Genomic DNA, 16,420 nt, shown 5'->3' with positions numbered 1-16,420 from the left:
TATCTATAGACTTTGTTTTGGCGTGATGCAGGTACATTCACGCCATAGCAAATCGAGTAAGAGGTGAATTAATGTCAGCAAAAACGCGTGTTCCTACCGCCATTAACGGCGGACCATTTGGCCAAGCTTGGTCGGCTAAAGCAGACTGCTTACAAAGTGTGACAGGACTTATATTAGGTATTTTCCTCTTATTTCATATGCATTTCGAGGCGAGCATTTTATTTGGTAAAGAAACCTTCTTTCACATGGTGCAATTCTTAGAAGGCAGTATGTTTAGCTCGACGGGTCATGGCTTCCCCATCGTGACCCAAATCATTTCAGTCATTATGCTGGTGATTGTTGCAGTACATGCCGCCACCGCACTACGTCGTTTTCCAGTGCAATTAGGTCAATGGCGAGCGATGCGTGGCTTTATGTCGACTATCAAGCATAGAGATACCCAAGCATGGTTCTGGCAGATGATCACCGGTTTCTTACTGTTTTTCTTAGTGTCGGCCCATCTTGCCACTATGATTTTAAACCCTGATATTGGCCCTCACCTTTCGGCCGAAAGGGTTTACCACGATAACGCTTGGCTCTTATACGTGGTGTTTTTACCTATCGTGTTATTCCACGGCATCGTTGGTTTATACCGAGTGATATTAAAGTGGGGTGTGAGTAGTAACCGTCCACTTATCCGCACTATAGCGCAAGTATTGATCGTCTATTTATTGTGTTTAGGCACATTAAGCCTAGTGACCTATATCAATATTGGTATCGAATTAGTTTTGCCAGTACAACCGTTTATTCCTCAGTAATGGGCATGACGCTATCGGCGCACCTAGCCTATATAGCAAGACAAACAACATACGGATCCTCCTCTGATACATAGTTGCAGCGCATCTATGCCCGAGGAGCGCAATGATAAATCCATGAAATGTTATCTAAATTATTAGATAAGGATCTGATTTGAAAATCATTTATACAGACTCATTAGTCATTGGCGCAGGATTGGCAGGCCTTAGAGTCGCGATTGCCACCAAAGAGCGAGGCCTAGATACCTTAGTGCTATCGTTAATTCCCGCAAAACGTTCACATTCGGCCGCCGCACAGGGCGGAATGCAAGCCAGCCTAGGCAATACTGTTAAAGGCATGGGCGATAACGAAGACATTCACTTTCAAGACACGGTAAAAGGTTCTGACTGGGGCTGCGATCAAGACGTCGCACGCATGTTTGCCCACGTTGCACCGAAAGCGATCCGCGAACTCACCAACTGGGGCGTACCTTGGTCGAGAATATCCGCCGGCCCACGTGAAGTCATCATGAACGCACAAAGGGTAACGCTCAATGAGGCCGAAGAAGCTCACGGCCTAATCAATGCCCGCGATTTTGGTGGCACAAAAAAATGGCGTACCTGTTACACCGCCGATGGCACTGGCCACTCTTTACTGTACGCGGTCGATAACCAAGCTATCTCCATGGGCATTCCAGTACATGAACGGATTGAAGCACTGTCGCTGATCCATGACGGTAAGCGTTGCCATGGTGTCATTGCCCGCTGTTTAGTCACAGGTGAATTGCGCGCTTATGTGGCCAAATCCACCACTATCGCCACCGGCGGTTATGGCAAGATTTATGAAATATCGACCAATGCCACCATCTGCGAAGGCATAGGCCAAGCGTTAGCACTCGATACTGGTGTCGCCACCTTAGGCAATATGGAAGCGGTGCAGTTTCACCCTACCGCCATAGTGCCCGCGGGGATCCTTACCACTGAAGGTTGTCGTGGTGATGGCGGTATCCTGCGCGATAAAGACGGTCATCGCTTTATGCCAGATTACGAGCCAGAGAAAAAAGAACTCGCCTCCCGTGATGTGGTTTCCCGCCGCATGACAGAGCACATGCGTAAAGGCAATGGCGTCGAAAGCCCTTACGGCCCGCATCTGTGGCTGGATATTACGCAGCTGGGCCGTGAACATATCGAAACCAACCTGCGCGAAGTGAAAGAGATTTGTGATTACTTCCTCGGTATCGATCCTTGCAAAGACTGGATCCCCGTCAGGCCTACCCAGCATTATTCCATGGGCGGCGTGCGCACCAATGCCACAGGCGAGAGTCCACAACTCAAAGGGCTGTTCAGTGTCGGAGAAGCGGCCTGTTGGGACATGCATGGCTTTAACCGTTTAGGCGGTAATTCGGTGGCGGAAACTGTAGTCGGCGGCATGATCATCGGCAAATATGTCGCTGATTTTTGTGAGAATAACGACTTAGAAATTGATACCGCGCTGACTCAAAAATTCATTAATAAATTGCAGCAAGAAATCGATGGACTGGTCGAAGGCAACGGCACAGAAAACCCCTTCCAAATAAAGAAAGAAATGCAACGCATCATGATGAACTACGTCGGGATCTTCCGTAATGGACCCGAGTTAGATAAAGCCATTAAAGGCTTGAAAGACTTACTGCTGCGGGCAAAAAATCTTGGCCTTAAATGTAAAAAACGTCACTCCAATCCTGAGTTAGTCGAAGCGCTGCGCGTCACCCGTATGTTGAAAGTAGCCCTAACCGTCGCCTGTGGTGCAGAGGCTCGCACTGAAAGCCGCGGCGCCCATTCACGGGAAGATTACCCACAACGCAACGATAAAGATTGGCTTAACCGCACGCTGGCAACTTGGCCAGATGCCGAGTCACTGGAACCTGTGCTGCGTTATGAAGCGTTAGATGTGATGAAAATGGAGCTACCACCGGGATACCGGGGCTACGGTAACGACAATACTATCGCCCATCCCGATACCGAAAAACGCGTACAAGAAATCAATCAAGTGCTCGCGAGCTTAGGTAATGACCCCGATAGAGACACACTGCAGCGAGCCCTGATGCCATACGAGCTGCCAAGCCACCTGCAGGCTCCTAATGAACGCCTCAGCGATACCTTAGCGATCACTCCAGCCCAACCGGTAGGAAACAAACCACTATGAGCCGTCAAATCAGCTTTAATATCTTTCGCTACGATCCGCAAGATGGCCAAGACAAGCCAAAGATGGAACGTTATCAGTTGACTGAAACACCGGGCATGACAGTGTTTATCGCCTTAAATCAACTACGTGAGCTACAAGACCCTTCACTGCAGTTCGACTTTGTCTGCCGCGCGGGCATCTGTGGCAGTTGCGCCATGGTGATCAATGGTTTCCCCACGCTTGCCTGTCGCACGTTAACGGCAAATTATCCTAATGGCGAAATCACCCTCATGCCGCTACCTGGCTTCGAGCTGATTGGCGACTTATCGGTGAACACGGGTAAATTTATGCGCGAATTAGCCGAACGCTTAAAACTCTGGCTGCATCCTAAACCCGATGATCAGGACATTCATCGGCTCGAAAATCCAATGGCACCTGAAGAAGCCGCGCGGATCTATGAGCTAGAACGCTGCGTCGAATGTGGCGTTTGCGTGTCGGCCTGCGCCACCAAACAAATGCGTGACACCTTTGTCGGCGCGGTTGGCATGATGAAAATTGCCCGCTTTGAAATGGATAGCAGAGACAGCCGCAGCGCGGATGATTTCTACCATGTGATAGGCAATCAAGATGGCGTCTTCGGCTGTATGACGCTACTTGGCTGCCAAGATAACTGCCCCAAAGATTTGCCGCACATGCAGCAAATCGCTTACCTGCGCCGCAAAATGGCCGCGACCATACTCTAATCCTCTCTCTAACGTCCCGCTGTTTTGGCGGGATGGATAGGATTGCACCTTTCCAAAACCAGCTGACAGCTTTTATCTGTCAGCTGCTGAGTTACGAAGCCTAATTTTCTTAGTTAGGCGCCTCCCCAGCACTATCACAAGTGCAGCTCCTTACTACTAGCGATACAGCTCAATCGGCAACAAAATCCATTAGCGTAACGCGAGTAGTTGTTATGTAAGGAAACATAAATGAAATCGTCTAAACTCACATCAGCCATACTTGTGCTGAGCTTTGCCACACCTATCTTTGCCGTTCAAGCCAATAATACAGCAGAAACCAATGACGAATTACGCACTGAGTTACAACAAATTCAGCAGAGACTCGCCATGCTCGAAGCTCAAGAAAATGAGCCATCAGTGCCATCGGATACCCAGTTTAATTTTTATGGTTCTTTACGCCCAACCTTCGGTCTGACCCACACTAACTCGGACGATGTGTGGGATGTAGGCGATGCAAACTCGCGGATTGGTTTTGCTGCAGAGCACCAACTCGGTAATGGCTTAGTCGGTTTTGCGAAAGGGGAGTTTAAGGTCGATATCAAAGATGATGGTGACTTTGGCGATGCGCGCAAAGCCTATGTCGGATTAAAGGGATTTTTTGGTAGCGTTGCCATAGGTAAACAAGCCGTCACGCAGGAAATGATTTCCGATCCCGTTGATATCTTTAACCGCTCAGGAACGCCTCTAGCTTATGACAGTGCGAGCCCATTCAGGCTCAATAATCTCGTGACCTATCGTAAAGAGTTTGGCGACCTGTTATTTTCGGCCGATGCGCAATTCGACGGCAATAAAGGCAGTGGCGGCAGTGACTTCGTTAACACGGGTATCCGTTATAAAACCGACTTCATCTACATTGCCGCGGCTTTTTATAATAAAGAGTTAGAAGACAACAAGGATGAAAATACATTCGGTGTAACCCTAGCGAAAAATTTCAATTCTCTGTTCCTCGCCGCAGCCTACCAAAACATTGAAAAAGACAGCGTCGATGGCACCACATTGGATGGTTCAACACTGGATGTGGTTGCAAGTTATCCCATCACTGACAGCTATAAAATCAAGCTAGGCGTGTCCAAATATGACGATGGCGACAATGACATCACCTCCGCGAAATACAATGCCTATAACACTACGCTGGAATGGCATAAAACACCGAAATTCAGCACCTTCATCGAATATCAAAAAACAGATTTTGAATACCGCGAAACCAATGACCAGATCATGCTAGGCATGCGTTATAACTTCGATTATACGTTCTAAGTTTCTATCTCAAACGTATCGTTATGTGAGCAAGCGAGGTGAAAGATTTAGCAACCTCGCCCACGGGCTCACAGCACTAAACTTAAAAGCATAAAAACAAGAAACAACAAAGCCACGACTCGCGTGGCTTTTGCTTATTTAAGACGATACCCTCTTTACACTTCGATACGTTCCAAATTAAAACGGAATATCGTCATCCCAGCCATCATCCAAATCTGGAGTGAAGTTTTGCTGTGGTTGTGGCGCAGGACGCTGTGCCGGTGCTGCAGGCGCTTGATAAGCTGGCGCTGGAGCGGCTTGCGGCTTAGGCGCATAACCACCTTGTTGTGGTTGTTGAGCCTGCGGCTGACCATAACCTTGCTGCTGGGCAGGTGCTGGCGGAGCATATTGTTGCTGAGCTGGCGCTTGGTAAGCAGGTGCTGCTTGAGGCGCTGGCGCATATTGATTTTGCGCAGGCGCGGCTTGCTGTGGTGCAGATTGATAACCTGCGTTTTGTGGCATGCCGCCGCCCATTGGCGCGCCTTGTGCTTGTCCACCTTGACCACGGCTACCTAGCATTTGCATGCTACCGCTTTGGTCGATAACCACTTCAGTGCTGTAACGGTCTTGACCACTTTGGTCTTTCCACTTACGAGTTTGCAGTTTACCTTCAAGGTAAACCTGTGAACCTTTACGCAGGTATTCACCGGTAATTTCAGCTAATTTGCCGAACAGAACCACACGGTGCCATTCAGTGCGCTCTTGCTGTTGACCCTGTTGGTCTTTCCACGATTCGCTAGTCGCTACTGTGATGTTTGCGACTGCATTACCGTTTGGCATATAACGCACTTCTGGATCTTGTCCCAAATTGCCAACCAAAATTACCTTGTTAACACCACGACTGGCCATTGAAATCTCCTGCGATTCTTTAAATAATCTATTAATTCAGTATGTTGTTTATCTTTATTGCCATAGAGGAAAATCAGCTTCCCCAAATACCACACGGCAGACCAGATATTATTGAGCAGAGCCTAACACAGCTCGTGCTTCTCTTAAATCGAAATGCTCATCTACCTTTAAGTAAGCCACTTTCTCGTCCAGCACGACTATGGCTTCAACAACACCCATTAATTGGGATAACTGGGTTGCCATATCGCGCGCTTGCGCCTTGTCTTTCACTTCAGCTTCTAAGGTGTAACTCTTTAACAGCACAGGATTTTGCATGCCTAATGTCAGGAATAACCAAATAGACATTAAGATCACGGCAACAATGAATACCCCGACTGCGCCCACGAGCTGGAAAGCACCACCACCGAGCATACCACCACAAAAAGCCCCTAAAAACTGGCTAGTAGAATACACGCCCATGGCCGAACCTTTTTCGCCGACGGGGCAAAATTTAGCAATCAAACTTGGCAGTGAGGCTTCTAAATAGTTAAACCCTGTAAAGAAGAGCACCACGGCAAAACTCAATACCCAAAGATTGCTCGCAAATGCGGCCATCGTCAGCAATGACACTATCATGATCACGAGGGCAATTTGGAACATCGCCTTAGTATTTTTGCGCTTAACTCCGATGATGATTAACGGCACCATCAAAATAAATGCGCCCACAAAAGCAGGGAAATACAGCATCCAATGTTTTTCTTTCACTAGACCCGCATCCACCAGATCCAGCGGTAGTGCCACAAATACTGCGGTGAGCACTAAATGCAGGATAAAAATCCCAGCGTTAAGCCTAAATAATTGCGGCTCGAGGAACATACGTTTGAGCTTAGCGGGCGTTGCTAAAGTGTCTCCTTTTGGTGCCTGAGTGATGGGATTAGGCACTAAAAACTGGATCAACAGCATACCGACAATAGCCAATACCGCCGTTAACCAAAACAATCCAGTCAACCCAAGATGTTGCGCAACGATAGGTCCCATTAGCAAAGACAGGGCAAAAGATAACCCGATACACATGCCAATAATCGCCATCACCTTAGTGCGCTGCTCGTCGCGGGTTAAATCCGCGGCAAGCGCCAGCACGGCAGCGGCAATCGCGCCCATACCCTGTACAGCTCGACCAAAGACAACGCCATAAATCGTATCTGCGTTAGCAGCGATAACACTACCAATAGCAAACAACACTAAGCCACCGAGAATAATCGGCTTGCGACCATATTTGTCAGATAAAATCCCCATGGGGATTTGCAGCACGGCTTGAGTCAGGCCATAAGCGCCGATAGCAATACCCACCCACAGAGGCGAAAAGCCTTCGAGATGCTGACCATAAAGTGCAAAGACGGGCATGATCATAAACAAGCCCATCATGCGCAAACCAAATACACTGGCTAAAGAAAACGCGACTTTTTTCTCAGTACCCGAAAGTCCGTTGTTACCCATGATTTTGCCCTGGATTGAAGTCTTTTAAGGGGCGCATGTTACCACACCCAAAAGGATTTGCTCAAAAGGAAATAGTGGCCTAAACCACTGACTATACACTTAGCTTTTATCCCGTTTATCACGGACCTATATTGACTGTGTCAGAGTTAACATCTTTATTTTTAACGCTCAGGCACAGGGGAATGAGTCTAACATAGTGTTCACAATTGTCCTGTGAGTCAGTACGCAACAACAGTATTAATCTTAGTTAATCCATTCCATCCACAACATACCGCGAAGCAGGTCGACTTAAAGCCAGTGCCAGCCCTAGGATTGGTGCAGATCACAGAATCAACTAAACTCAGCGGCGGAACTGTGCGATACTTGTGCTCATTTTTTTAAGCATATGGCATTAGAGCGATAGATGGATAAGATTGAAATACGCGGCGCACGCACCCACAATCTCAAGAATATCAACCTGACTATCCCAAGGGATAAACTGATTGTCATCACGGGCTTATCGGGATCTGGCAAATCCTCCCTCGCTTTCGATACTTTATATGCCGAGGGCCAGCGACGTTATGTCGAGTCCCTATCTGCCTATGCTCGCCAATTTTTGAGTTTAATGGAAAAGCCCGATGTGGACCATATCGAAGGCTTAAGCCCGGCGATATCAATAGAGCAAAAATCCACCTCCCATAACCCACGTTCGACCGTGGGCACGATTACCGAAATTTACGATTACCTGCGCTTGATGTTTGCACGCGTGGGTGAGCCGCGTTGTCCGACACACAATCAGCCCTTGGCGGCACAAACCGTCAGCCAGATGGTCGATAAAGTGTTGGAAATGCCCCAAGACAGCCGCTTGATGCTGCTCGCACCTGTGGTCAACGCCCGTAAGGGTGAACACGTTAAATTGCTCGAAGGTCTATCGGCGCAGGGTTATATCCGTGCACGTATCGACGGTGAAGTGTGTGACTTAACCGATCCGCCAACCTTAGATTTACACGTTAAACACACGATTGAAGTGGTCGTCGACCGTTTTAAAGTGCGTGACGATATCAAGCAACGCTTAGCGGAATCCTTTGAAACCGCGCTGGAACTCTCCGGCGGCATAGCGACCGTTGCCAGCATGGAAGACGACACGGGTACTGGTAAATCCAAAGGCGAAGAACTGATCTTCTCGGCCAACTTTGCCTGCCCGCACTGCGGTTATTCGATGGCGGAATTAGAGCCAAGGATCTTCTCCTTTAACAATCCAGCCGGCGCGTGCCAAACCTGTGATGGTTTAGGGGTACAACAATTTTTCGATCCTGAGCGCGTGATCACCAATACCGAGCTTTCACTGGCGGGCGGTGCGATTCGCGGCTGGGATAGACGCAACTTCTACTATTTCCAAATGCTTAGCTCACTCGCCGAACACTATAAGTTCGATGTCGAAGTGCCCTACGAGCAGCTTAGCGAAAAAGTTCGCAAAATCGTACTTTACGGCTCAGGTAAAGAAAGTATTGCCTTTAAATACATTAATGACCGCGGTGATGTGGTGGTGCGTAATCACCCCTTCGAAGGCATTCTAAACAACATGGACAGGCGCTATCGCGAAACCGAAAGTAACTCGGTACGTGACGAATTAGCCAAGTTTATCAATACCCAAGCTTGTCAAAGCTGTGGTGGCTCGCGCTTACGCGAAGAAGCACGTAACGTGTTTTTAGGTGATATCAACCTGCCACAACTCACCACTTGGTCGATTGGCGAAGCCTTGGACTACTTCGAGAAAGTCGAATTTAGCGGCCAAAAGGCGCAGATTGCCGAGAAGATTTTAAAGGAAATCCGCGATCGCTTAGGCTTCCTCGTCAACGTGGGTCTCAATTATTTGAGCCTATCGCGCTCGGCAGAAACCCTCTCTGGCGGTGAAGCCCAACGTATTCGACTCGCCAGCCAAATTGGCGCCGGACTCGTCGGCGTGATGTATGTGCTCGACGAACCCTCAATTGGTCTGCATCAAAGGGATAACGAACGTCTGCTGCAAACCCTGATCCACCTACGGGATTTGGGCAACACTGTGATTGTGGTCGAACATGACGAAGATGCGATCCGTATGGCGGATCACGTGATCGATATCGGCCCTGGCGCTGGCGTACACGGCGGCGAAGTAATTTGTGACGGTCCAATTGAGAAGATCATCGCCTGTGAAGAATCGGTCACCGGCCAATATATTTCCGGTAAGCGCAGCATTCATATCGATACGCCGCGCATTCCATTCGACAAAACTCAAGTGATTGAGCTATTTGGCGCTCGCGGTAACAACTTGCGTAATGTGGATTTAACCATTCCCATTGGCCTCTTCACTTGTGTGACGGGCGTATCGGGTTCGGGTAAATCGACCTTAATCAACGATACTTTCTTCAAAATCGCCCATAGAATGCTCAACGGGGCGACGGTGGATGAGCCATCACCCTATGATCGTATCGAAGGGATGGAACTGTGCGACAAAGTGGTCGATATCGACCAAAGCCCGATTGGCCGCACACCGCGCTCGAATCCGGCCACTTATACGGGCATCTTCACCCCGATCCGCGAGATTTTTGCCGGAACCCAAGAGTCACGTACTCGCGGTTATCAAGTCGGCCGTTTCTCCTTTAACGTAAAAGGTGGACGCTGCGAGGCCTGCCAAGGCGATGGCTTGATCAAGGTAGAAATGCACTTCCTACCCGATGTGTATGTGCCCTGCGATTCCTGTAAAGGTAAGCGCTACAACCGCGAAACCTTAGAAGTACGCTATAAAGGCAAGAATATTCACGAAGTACTGCAGATGACAGTGGAAGATGCGCGTCAGTTCTTCGATGCCGTACCTGCCATTGCCCGTAAGCTACAAACCTTGATGGATGTGGGTTTGTCCTATGTGCGTCTCGGCCAAAGTGCGACCACACTTTCGGGCGGTGAAGCCCAAAGGGTGAAACTTGCCAAAGAGCTGTCTAAGCGTGACACGGGCCAAACCTTGTATATCTTGGATGAACCGACCACGGGCTTACATTTTGCCGATATTCAATTGCTGCTCGACGTGTTGCATCGTCTCAAATCCCACGGCAACACGATTGTGGTGATTGAGCATAATCTGGATGTGATCAAAACCGCAGACTGGATTATCGACTTAGGCCCAGAAGGTGGCGGTGGTGGTGGTATGATTTTAGCCACAGGCACGCCGGAAGAAGTCGCCGAGCATCCAACCTCCCACACGGCACGCTTCTTAAAGCCACTGCTAAAACGGGATATAGAGCTAGCAAAGGCCAATAAAGCTAAGGCTTAACATTCGGCTCACGCAGCCGTTGGTCTGAATAATAGAAGCGCAGTCGCCCTAAGCACTGCGCTTTTTTTCGCTCAGCAATCCAATATGCTTAAGCTATCGCATACATATAGATCTCATTGAATTAGAATCGGATTTAGGCAAAGATGATATTCATCTTCTGGCGAAGGCTTCAGCGATAAGGAATGTCCATGCGTGATAGCACTCAGTCCCCAGTGACTCACCTTATATTACCGAAGCAGTATCAATCACTTTTAAGTAAAAACCTAAGCGACATAAACCTCAGTGACGTAAACCTAAGTGCATCGACTCTATTCAACCACAATCGCATCGGTCAGTTGCTCGCCAAGTTCAAGATCACGCACCTTATAAGACATCAATCCCAAAGACTTGGCTTATTAGCATTGACTTGCGTTGTTGCAACGACCCTCACTGGTTGCGCTAACTCAGCCGAAACTTGTGCACGCACTGAGCTAAAACTCACTTGGGCCGAGCCCACAGAGTTACAAGCGACAGTCACAGTATTAAGCTCGGATGAATTTGAAGGCCGCAAAACCCAAACTCAAGGTGCGGCAAAAAGTCGTGACTATATAAAGCAGCAATTTCAGGGGCTAGGTTTACAGCCTTGGGGTGCGGACTTTATCGTGCCCTTTGAATATCAAACCTTCTTCACCCAAGAAAACGGCGCCAACGTGGTCGCCACCGCGATGGCGGCAGAACCGACGAATCGATGGCGCATTATCGTCGCCCACTATGATCACTTAGGATTGAGCGGCAGCAAGATTTACCACGGCGCCGATGATAATGCCTCGGGCGTCGCCGCTATGCTCGCCATTGCCAAACATTGGCAACAGCAATTTGCCCTACAACCCAATATCTTGCCTAAGGTAAACCTGATGTTTGTGGCAACCGATGCCGAAGAACCTGGGCTCTATGGCAGTATCGCCTTGGTAGAGCAACTCAAAACCCGCCTGCCAGAAGCGACTTTTGAGCTGATGTTGAATTTAGATATGGTGAGTCACCCCGGCAGGCCCTATGCGATTTACCTCGAAGGCAGTCGAAACTTCACTCAGTTCAATCAATTTAAACCCCTACTGAATCAGCAGAACCGACTTTGCATTAAACTCACGCACCCTAAACCCGTTGGTCGAAGCATACAAAGTACCGATTGGCTGCGGGCGTCGGATCATTACCCCTTCCACAAAGCGAATATCCCTTGGCTGTATTTTGGTGTGCCGACCCATCCCCAATATCACACACCAGAGGATACCGTCGCGACAATCGACATCACTTTTCTTGCGGCAGTGACAGAGTCAGCATTCGAGTTACTTCAATTAAATGTTGAATATTTAAAGAATTAATGGGAAGTGGCGCGTTTCTTGCTCAGTTTTAGCGAAAAAAATGCAGAAAACAGGTTAAATAGCGCGACTCTGATTGGTAAAGTGGCCGCCATGCTGCTATAATCCGTCGTTCGCGGGAAATCGACACGGGGTTGATTTTCTGTCTGTGAAACTTTAGCGCCATTTCGCGCGCGCATCCACAAGGCTACAACCCAATGTCATCCGATGAAAGAACTTTCCGTGAACTCGGCCTATCCGAGAATTTGTTGCGTGCTCTTGACGAGCTAGGTTATGAAAAACCAACGCCAATCCAATCAGCCAGTATCGATCCACTTATGGCTGGCAAAGATATTTTAGGTCAAGCGCAAACAGGTACAGGTAAAACTGGCGCCTTCGCGTTACCACTATTAAACAAAGTTACTAGCCAAACGACACCGCAAATTTTAGTCTTAGCACCAACACGTGAATTAGCCGTGCAGGTTGCTGAAGCGTTCAGTAGCTATGCCAAATTTATGAAGAATTTCCACGTTCTTCCAATTTATGGCGGCCAAAGCATGCAACAACAGTTGAATGCCCTGAAACGTGGCCCACAAGTTATCGTTGGTACGCCAGGTCGTGTTATGGACCATATGCGTCGCGGCACCTTGAAACTCGATTCATTACAAGCCTTAGTGCTCGATGAAGCCGATGAAATGTTAAAAATGGGCTTCATCGATGATATCGAATGGATCCTTGAGCACACGCCAAGCGAACGCCAACTGGCGTTATTCTCTGCCACTATGCCAGAGCAAATTAAGCGTGTTGCTAACCAGCACTTACGTAATCCTGTACATGTTCGGATCGAATCAAGCCAAACTACGGTTGAGTCAATCGAACAGCGTTTCGTACAAGTATCACAACACAACAAACTTGAAGCCTTAGTACGTGTATTAGAAGTTGAAAACACTGAAGGTGTAATCATATTCGTACGTACTCGTAACTCATGTGTTGAGTTAGCTGAAAAGTTAGAAGCCCGCGGTTATGCTTCATCACCACTACACGGTGACATGAACCAGCAAGCCCGTGAGCGTGCCGTTGACCAACTGAAACGTGGCAAGTTAGACATTCTGATCGCGACTGACGTTGCGGCCCGTGGTCTTGACGTTGAGCGTATCGGTCACGTTGTGAACTACGATATTCCGTATGATGCCGAAGCTTATGTACACCGTATTGGCCGTACAGGCCGTGCTGGCCGTACTGGTATGGCGATCCTGTTTGTAACGAGCCGTGAAATGCGCATGCTGCGCACTATCGAACGTTCAACTAACAGCCGCATTTCACCAATGAAAATCCCAAGCCCAGAGACAGTTGCAGAACGTCGTCTGTCTCGCTTAGGTGAGCAATTGGCTGAAACAATCAACGGCGATTTAGATTTCATGAAAGAAGCTGTTGCTCAATTATGCCAACAGTTAGAAGTCGATACCGATCTGCTAGCCGCTGCATTATTACAGCAAGTTCAGCAAGAACGTCCTTTGCAATTGCCAGCCATTCAAGAACGTGTTCGTGATGAACGCAGTGAGCGCACTGAACGTAGCGACCGCGGAAGTGATCGTAATGACCGTGGTGGTGAGCGTGGTGAACGCAGAAGTCGCGAACCGCGTCCAATGCCAGCAAGCTTAGGCTCAGCTGAAGCGTTGAAAGACAACCCAGATTTGAAAATGTGCCGTTACGTGATCGACGTAGGTCGTGAGAATGGTGTAGGTGTGGGTAACATCGTTGGCGCTATCGCAAACGAAGCTAACATCGACAGCCGTTACATTGGCGCAATCCAACTTTACGATGCAGTGACCACTGTTGACCTGCCAGACGGCATGCCAAAAGACGTGTTACAGCATCTACGTAAAGTACGTGTTTGTGGCAAGCCATTGAACATCCGCGAAGCTGGCGATCAAGTATTTGTTGATTCAGGCCGCAGTGCTCGTTCAGACCGTCCTGCTGGTGACCGTAAACCACGTGGCGATCGTCCAACAGGTGACCGCCCAGCGGGTGATCGTAAGCCTCGCGCTGCGTCTACTGGTGATAAGCCATTTGCTGACCGCAAACCTCGTGCAGACAAACCTGCCGGTGAGCGTAAGCCACGTAAACCACGTGAAGACTAATCTAGCTTAAGCTAGAGACTAAAAAAGGAGCCTAGGCTCCTTTTTTGTTGTCTTGATTTTGTCTTAGTTTGCCTTTAGCAAAGATAAAGCTTAGTGTCTAATCTCCAAAGAGTTTAATGGTATAAGTAATCGACTCCCATGAAAAAAGCCCTTACCGCTGGACTATTATCCGCCTTCGTCGCCCCCGGCAGCGGCCATTTCTATCTGCAACATAAACGCAGCGCCCTAGTGTTTTTTGTGCTGGCAATACTGAGTCTTGGCCTGATGCTGCAACAAGTCATGCAAGTAGCACAGCTTATCTCACTTGATATTCAAACTGGTGTTTTACCGCTAGATATAGGCGTGATTACAGCCGAAGTGACCAAGCAAACCACGGCAACCATTCGTGATGGTGCGGACAAGCTGATGTATGGATTTATCCTCTGCTGGCTAATTGCCTTATTAGATAGCGTGCGCTTGGGACTGAAACAAGATAAGCAAGATGCAGTCACGGCCCCAAAAAATGCCTAGTCGCCAACTGTCCATGCTTCAATAAAGCTATGGTAGCAAGTAACGAGCATATCAGCGTTGTGGGCATAATCGGGAATAGTTTCAGGACAATAGAGGGCACAGTGACTACCAGCATTGCGCGCAGTTTGCAGATCAAACAGATAATCGCCCACATACAAGATATCTGCGGGCGCGAGTTGCCACTGCTGGCAAATAAGATGAATACCTTCGGGATGCGGTTTAGGCTCAGCATCATAGCGCGTTAATACCAGTGCGATATCTATGCCGAGTTTATCGATAGTGATTTGCGCCGCTTCTGGCATATTGCGAGTCAAAATAGCCAAGGGCAGTGACTTGGCCCGTAGGCATTCGATAAGCTCCCTCGCGCCATCAATCCAACTGGCCTTGAGTGAACTTTGTCTTTCGTACTCATGGACGATTTCCAGCGCCTGAGCCCGTTCTTCATCAGTACTAAGACTCTCTACATGGGCCAAGATATCTGTACCAGAATGAATCCCCAACTCCCGCCGCAGCCCTGCAAAATCAGGATTAGAATGCGCTAAGGTGCCGTCGAGATCGAAGATGACACCACGGATATCCTGAAGTTTTAACTCGCTGAGTCTAGTGATCACTGGCCTTTCCCATGGATAAAATGTATGCGTTAGACAGCCTGCAAACGCTTCGCCTGACGATTACGGTACATAGGCAGCAATTGCACCACCATCACAGACACAATAATCACGCCAATCCCCAGCAGAGATAAACCATCTAATTCATCAGCGCGGAATACTTCTGGCCACCAGCCAAGGCTCACCACTAACGCCGTGGCACTAAAGCTAAATACTGGCGTTAGGGCCAACATGGCACTGACCTGCGCCGTCGGCCAGTACTTCATCGACTGGCCAAAACAGCCATAGGCGATCAAGGTATTGGCGGCGCAAAACAGTGCTATCTGCCAATCGAAGCTGTCCATACGGACAAACTGACTAAAGTCGCTAAAGGGAGCCATTACGAAAATACCTAAGCCATAGATCACTAAGAGCACGTTCGCGGGCGACAAACGATTCAGTAAGGATTTTTGCAATAAGGCATAGCTAGTCCACGACAGTGCTGAGAACTGGATGATCATCACCCCAATCCAAACCTGATGATGATTAGCCCCAGAAAAATTTAAATTAGGATGGAAAAACATCAACATACCTAAAGCTAAGGTTGCAAAACAGCTGAGTTGCACTGCATTAAGCCGTTCCTTAAAAAACAACACACCACCAAACGCGAGGAAAAAGGGTGAAGTCTGGAAATTAAGTTGGGCGGCGCCGGGTGCGAGGTAATCGAGTGAGTAAACAAAAGACACATAATTGAGCATCAAGAAGATGCCAGCAAGCACTAACCTTAACCAAACTTTGGCATCGAGTGCTGCAAATTGCTTAAGACTACCTGCACTCCATTGGATCACTATGCTGACTAAAAGCGCGACCAGAAAACGAAACCAAGTAAGAGTTACGGGATCAATAAAGGCCGCAGAGAGCTTTAATGCTATCGGTAACATGCCCCAAAATAAAACCGCAACTGAGATGAACAGGAGCCCAAGCTGAGCATGATTATTTGCCTGAGGGGCGTTATGGCTAAGGTTCACGGAGGAGTCCAGTAGAAACCGCAAAATGGACAGCCATTCTGGCACTGAGCCAGCACAATATCTAGCGGATCATCATGGAAACATTCGCGTTAGATTGGATACTTTAGCTGACACTTATATGAGGCAAGTTTCAGCATCTTACGATAACTGAATATTGGCCGCACTCTTGATTCAACGGCAGCAGATTTACCCCG

At 48.4% G+C, this 16,420-nt stretch carries 12 protein-coding genes; 8 read left to right on the top strand and 4 right to left on the bottom strand.

Annotated elements, in window-relative coordinates; genetic code table 11:
• Positions 1-71 precede the first annotated feature (71 nt).
• The 4 genes from L5M29_RS10465 to L5M29_RS10450 all read left to right on the top strand — a co-directional run bounded on the left by L5M29_RS10465 (position 72) and on the right by L5M29_RS10450 (position 4,976).
• Positions 72-797 (top strand): fumarate reductase cytochrome b subunit, encoded by a 726-nt coding sequence (locus L5M29_RS10465; RefSeq protein ID WP_168825590.1) that lies wholly within the window; start codon positions 72-74, stop codon positions 795-797.
• Between the two features lie 151 nt (positions 798-948).
• On the top strand, positions 949-2,958 hold the full coding sequence (locus L5M29_RS10460) for a fumarate reductase flavoprotein subunit (protein ID WP_263167737.1): 2,010 nt from the start codon (positions 949-951) through the stop codon (positions 2,956-2,958).
• Positions 2,955-3,680 (top strand): fumarate reductase iron-sulfur subunit, encoded by a 726-nt coding sequence (locus tag L5M29_RS10455; protein ID WP_263148694.1) that lies wholly within the window; start codon positions 2,955-2,957, stop codon positions 3,678-3,680. Before L5M29_RS10460 ends, L5M29_RS10455 begins: the two co-directional genes overlap by 4 nt.
• A gap of 228 nt (positions 3,681-3,908) precedes the next feature.
• On the top strand, positions 3,909-4,976 hold the full coding sequence (locus L5M29_RS10450; protein ID WP_263167736.1) for a porin: 1,068 nt from the start codon (positions 3,909-3,911) through the stop codon (positions 4,974-4,976).
• Between the two features lie 177 nt (positions 4,977-5,153).
• Here L5M29_RS10450 and ssb read toward each other — a convergent pair whose 3' ends face one another.
• Positions 5,154-5,864: a single-stranded DNA-binding protein gene (ssb, locus tag L5M29_RS10445; RefSeq protein WP_011790777.1), complete on the bottom strand. Its 711-nt coding sequence runs from the start codon at positions 5,862-5,864 to the stop codon at positions 5,154-5,156.
• 108 nt (positions 5,865-5,972) lie between these two features.
• Positions 5,973-7,340, bottom strand: a complete 1,368-nt coding sequence (locus L5M29_RS10440; protein WP_263167735.1) for an MFS transporter — start codon at positions 7,338-7,340, stop codon at positions 5,973-5,975.
• A 403-nt stretch (positions 7,341-7,743) separates the two neighbouring features.
• Between L5M29_RS10440 and uvrA the strand changes: the two genes are divergently transcribed.
• The 4 genes from uvrA (at position 7,744) to L5M29_RS10420 (ending at position 14,611) form a co-directional block, all read left to right on the top strand.
• Positions 7,744-10,626 carry an excinuclease ABC subunit UvrA gene (gene uvrA / locus L5M29_RS10435; protein ID WP_219253675.1) on the top strand — a complete coding sequence of 961 codons (2,883 nt, stop codon included), beginning with the start codon at positions 7,744-7,746 and terminating at the stop codon, positions 10,624-10,626.
• Positions 10,627-10,814: 188 nt separating this feature from the next.
• Entirely contained in the window at positions 10,815-11,984 is a 1,170-nt protein-coding gene (locus L5M29_RS10430; RefSeq protein ID WP_263167734.1) for a M28 family peptidase, read from the top strand.
• Positions 11,985-12,178: 194 nt separating this feature from the next.
• Positions 12,179-14,101 carry a DEAD/DEAH box helicase gene (locus tag L5M29_RS10425; RefSeq protein WP_011847889.1) on the top strand — a complete coding sequence of 641 codons (1,923 nt, stop codon included), beginning with the start codon at positions 12,179-12,181 and terminating at the stop codon, positions 14,099-14,101.
• 138 nt (positions 14,102-14,239) lie between these two features.
• On the top strand, positions 14,240-14,611 hold the full coding sequence (locus tag L5M29_RS10420; RefSeq protein WP_263142103.1) for a DUF6677 family protein: 372 nt from the start codon (positions 14,240-14,242) through the stop codon (positions 14,609-14,611).
• On the opposite strand, the gene L5M29_RS10415 is transcribed toward L5M29_RS10420, so the two are convergent.
• Positions 14,608-15,222: an HAD family hydrolase gene (locus L5M29_RS10415; protein ID WP_263167733.1), complete on the bottom strand. Its 615-nt coding sequence runs from the start codon at positions 15,220-15,222 to the stop codon at positions 14,608-14,610. The genes L5M29_RS10420 and L5M29_RS10415 overlap by 4 nt on opposite strands.
• A gap of 29 nt (positions 15,223-15,251) precedes the next feature.
• Entirely contained in the window at positions 15,252-16,226 is a 975-nt protein-coding gene (locus L5M29_RS10410; protein WP_263167732.1) for a DMT family transporter, read from the bottom strand.
• Positions 16,227-16,420: the final 194 nt, after the last annotated feature.

It is taken from the genome of Shewanella sp. SM95 (genome assembly GCF_025653595.1).
Lineage (GTDB): Bacteria > Pseudomonadota > Gammaproteobacteria > Enterobacterales > Shewanellaceae > Shewanella > Shewanella oncorhynchi.
Note: the sequence above shows the minus strand (reverse complement) of the source record. Positions and strands in the feature narration are given on the sequence as shown.

Excerpts from the sequence above, each read along its gene's own strand:
- L5M29_RS10465 (WP_168825590.1), top strand. The coding sequence starts at position 72 with ATGTCAGCAAAAACGCGTGTTCCTACCGCCATTAACGGCGGACCATTT.
- L5M29_RS10450 (WP_263167736.1), top strand. The coding sequence starts at position 3,909 with ATGAAATCGTCTAAACTCACATCAGCCATACTTGTGCTGAGCTTTGCC.
- L5M29_RS10440 (WP_263167735.1), bottom strand. The coding sequence starts at position 7,340 with ATGGGTAACAACGGACTTTCGGGTACTGAGAAAAAAGTCGCGTTTTCT.
- L5M29_RS10420 (WP_263142103.1), top strand. The coding sequence starts at position 14,240 with ATGAAAAAAGCCCTTACCGCTGGACTATTATCCGCCTTCGTCGCCCCC.
- L5M29_RS10430 (WP_263167734.1), top strand. The coding sequence starts at position 10,815 with ATGCGTGATAGCACTCAGTCCCCAGTGACTCACCTTATATTACCGAAG.
- L5M29_RS10425 (WP_011847889.1), top strand. The coding sequence starts at position 12,179 with ATGTCATCCGATGAAAGAACTTTCCGTGAACTCGGCCTATCCGAGAAT.
- ssb (WP_011790777.1), bottom strand. The coding sequence starts at position 5,864 with ATGGCCAGTCGTGGTGTTAACAAGGTAATTTTGGTTGGCAATTTGGGA.
- uvrA (WP_219253675.1), top strand. The coding sequence starts at position 7,744 with ATGGATAAGATTGAAATACGCGGCGCACGCACCCACAATCTCAAGAAT.
- L5M29_RS10455 (WP_263148694.1), top strand. The coding sequence starts at position 2,955 with ATGAGCCGTCAAATCAGCTTTAATATCTTTCGCTACGATCCGCAAGAT.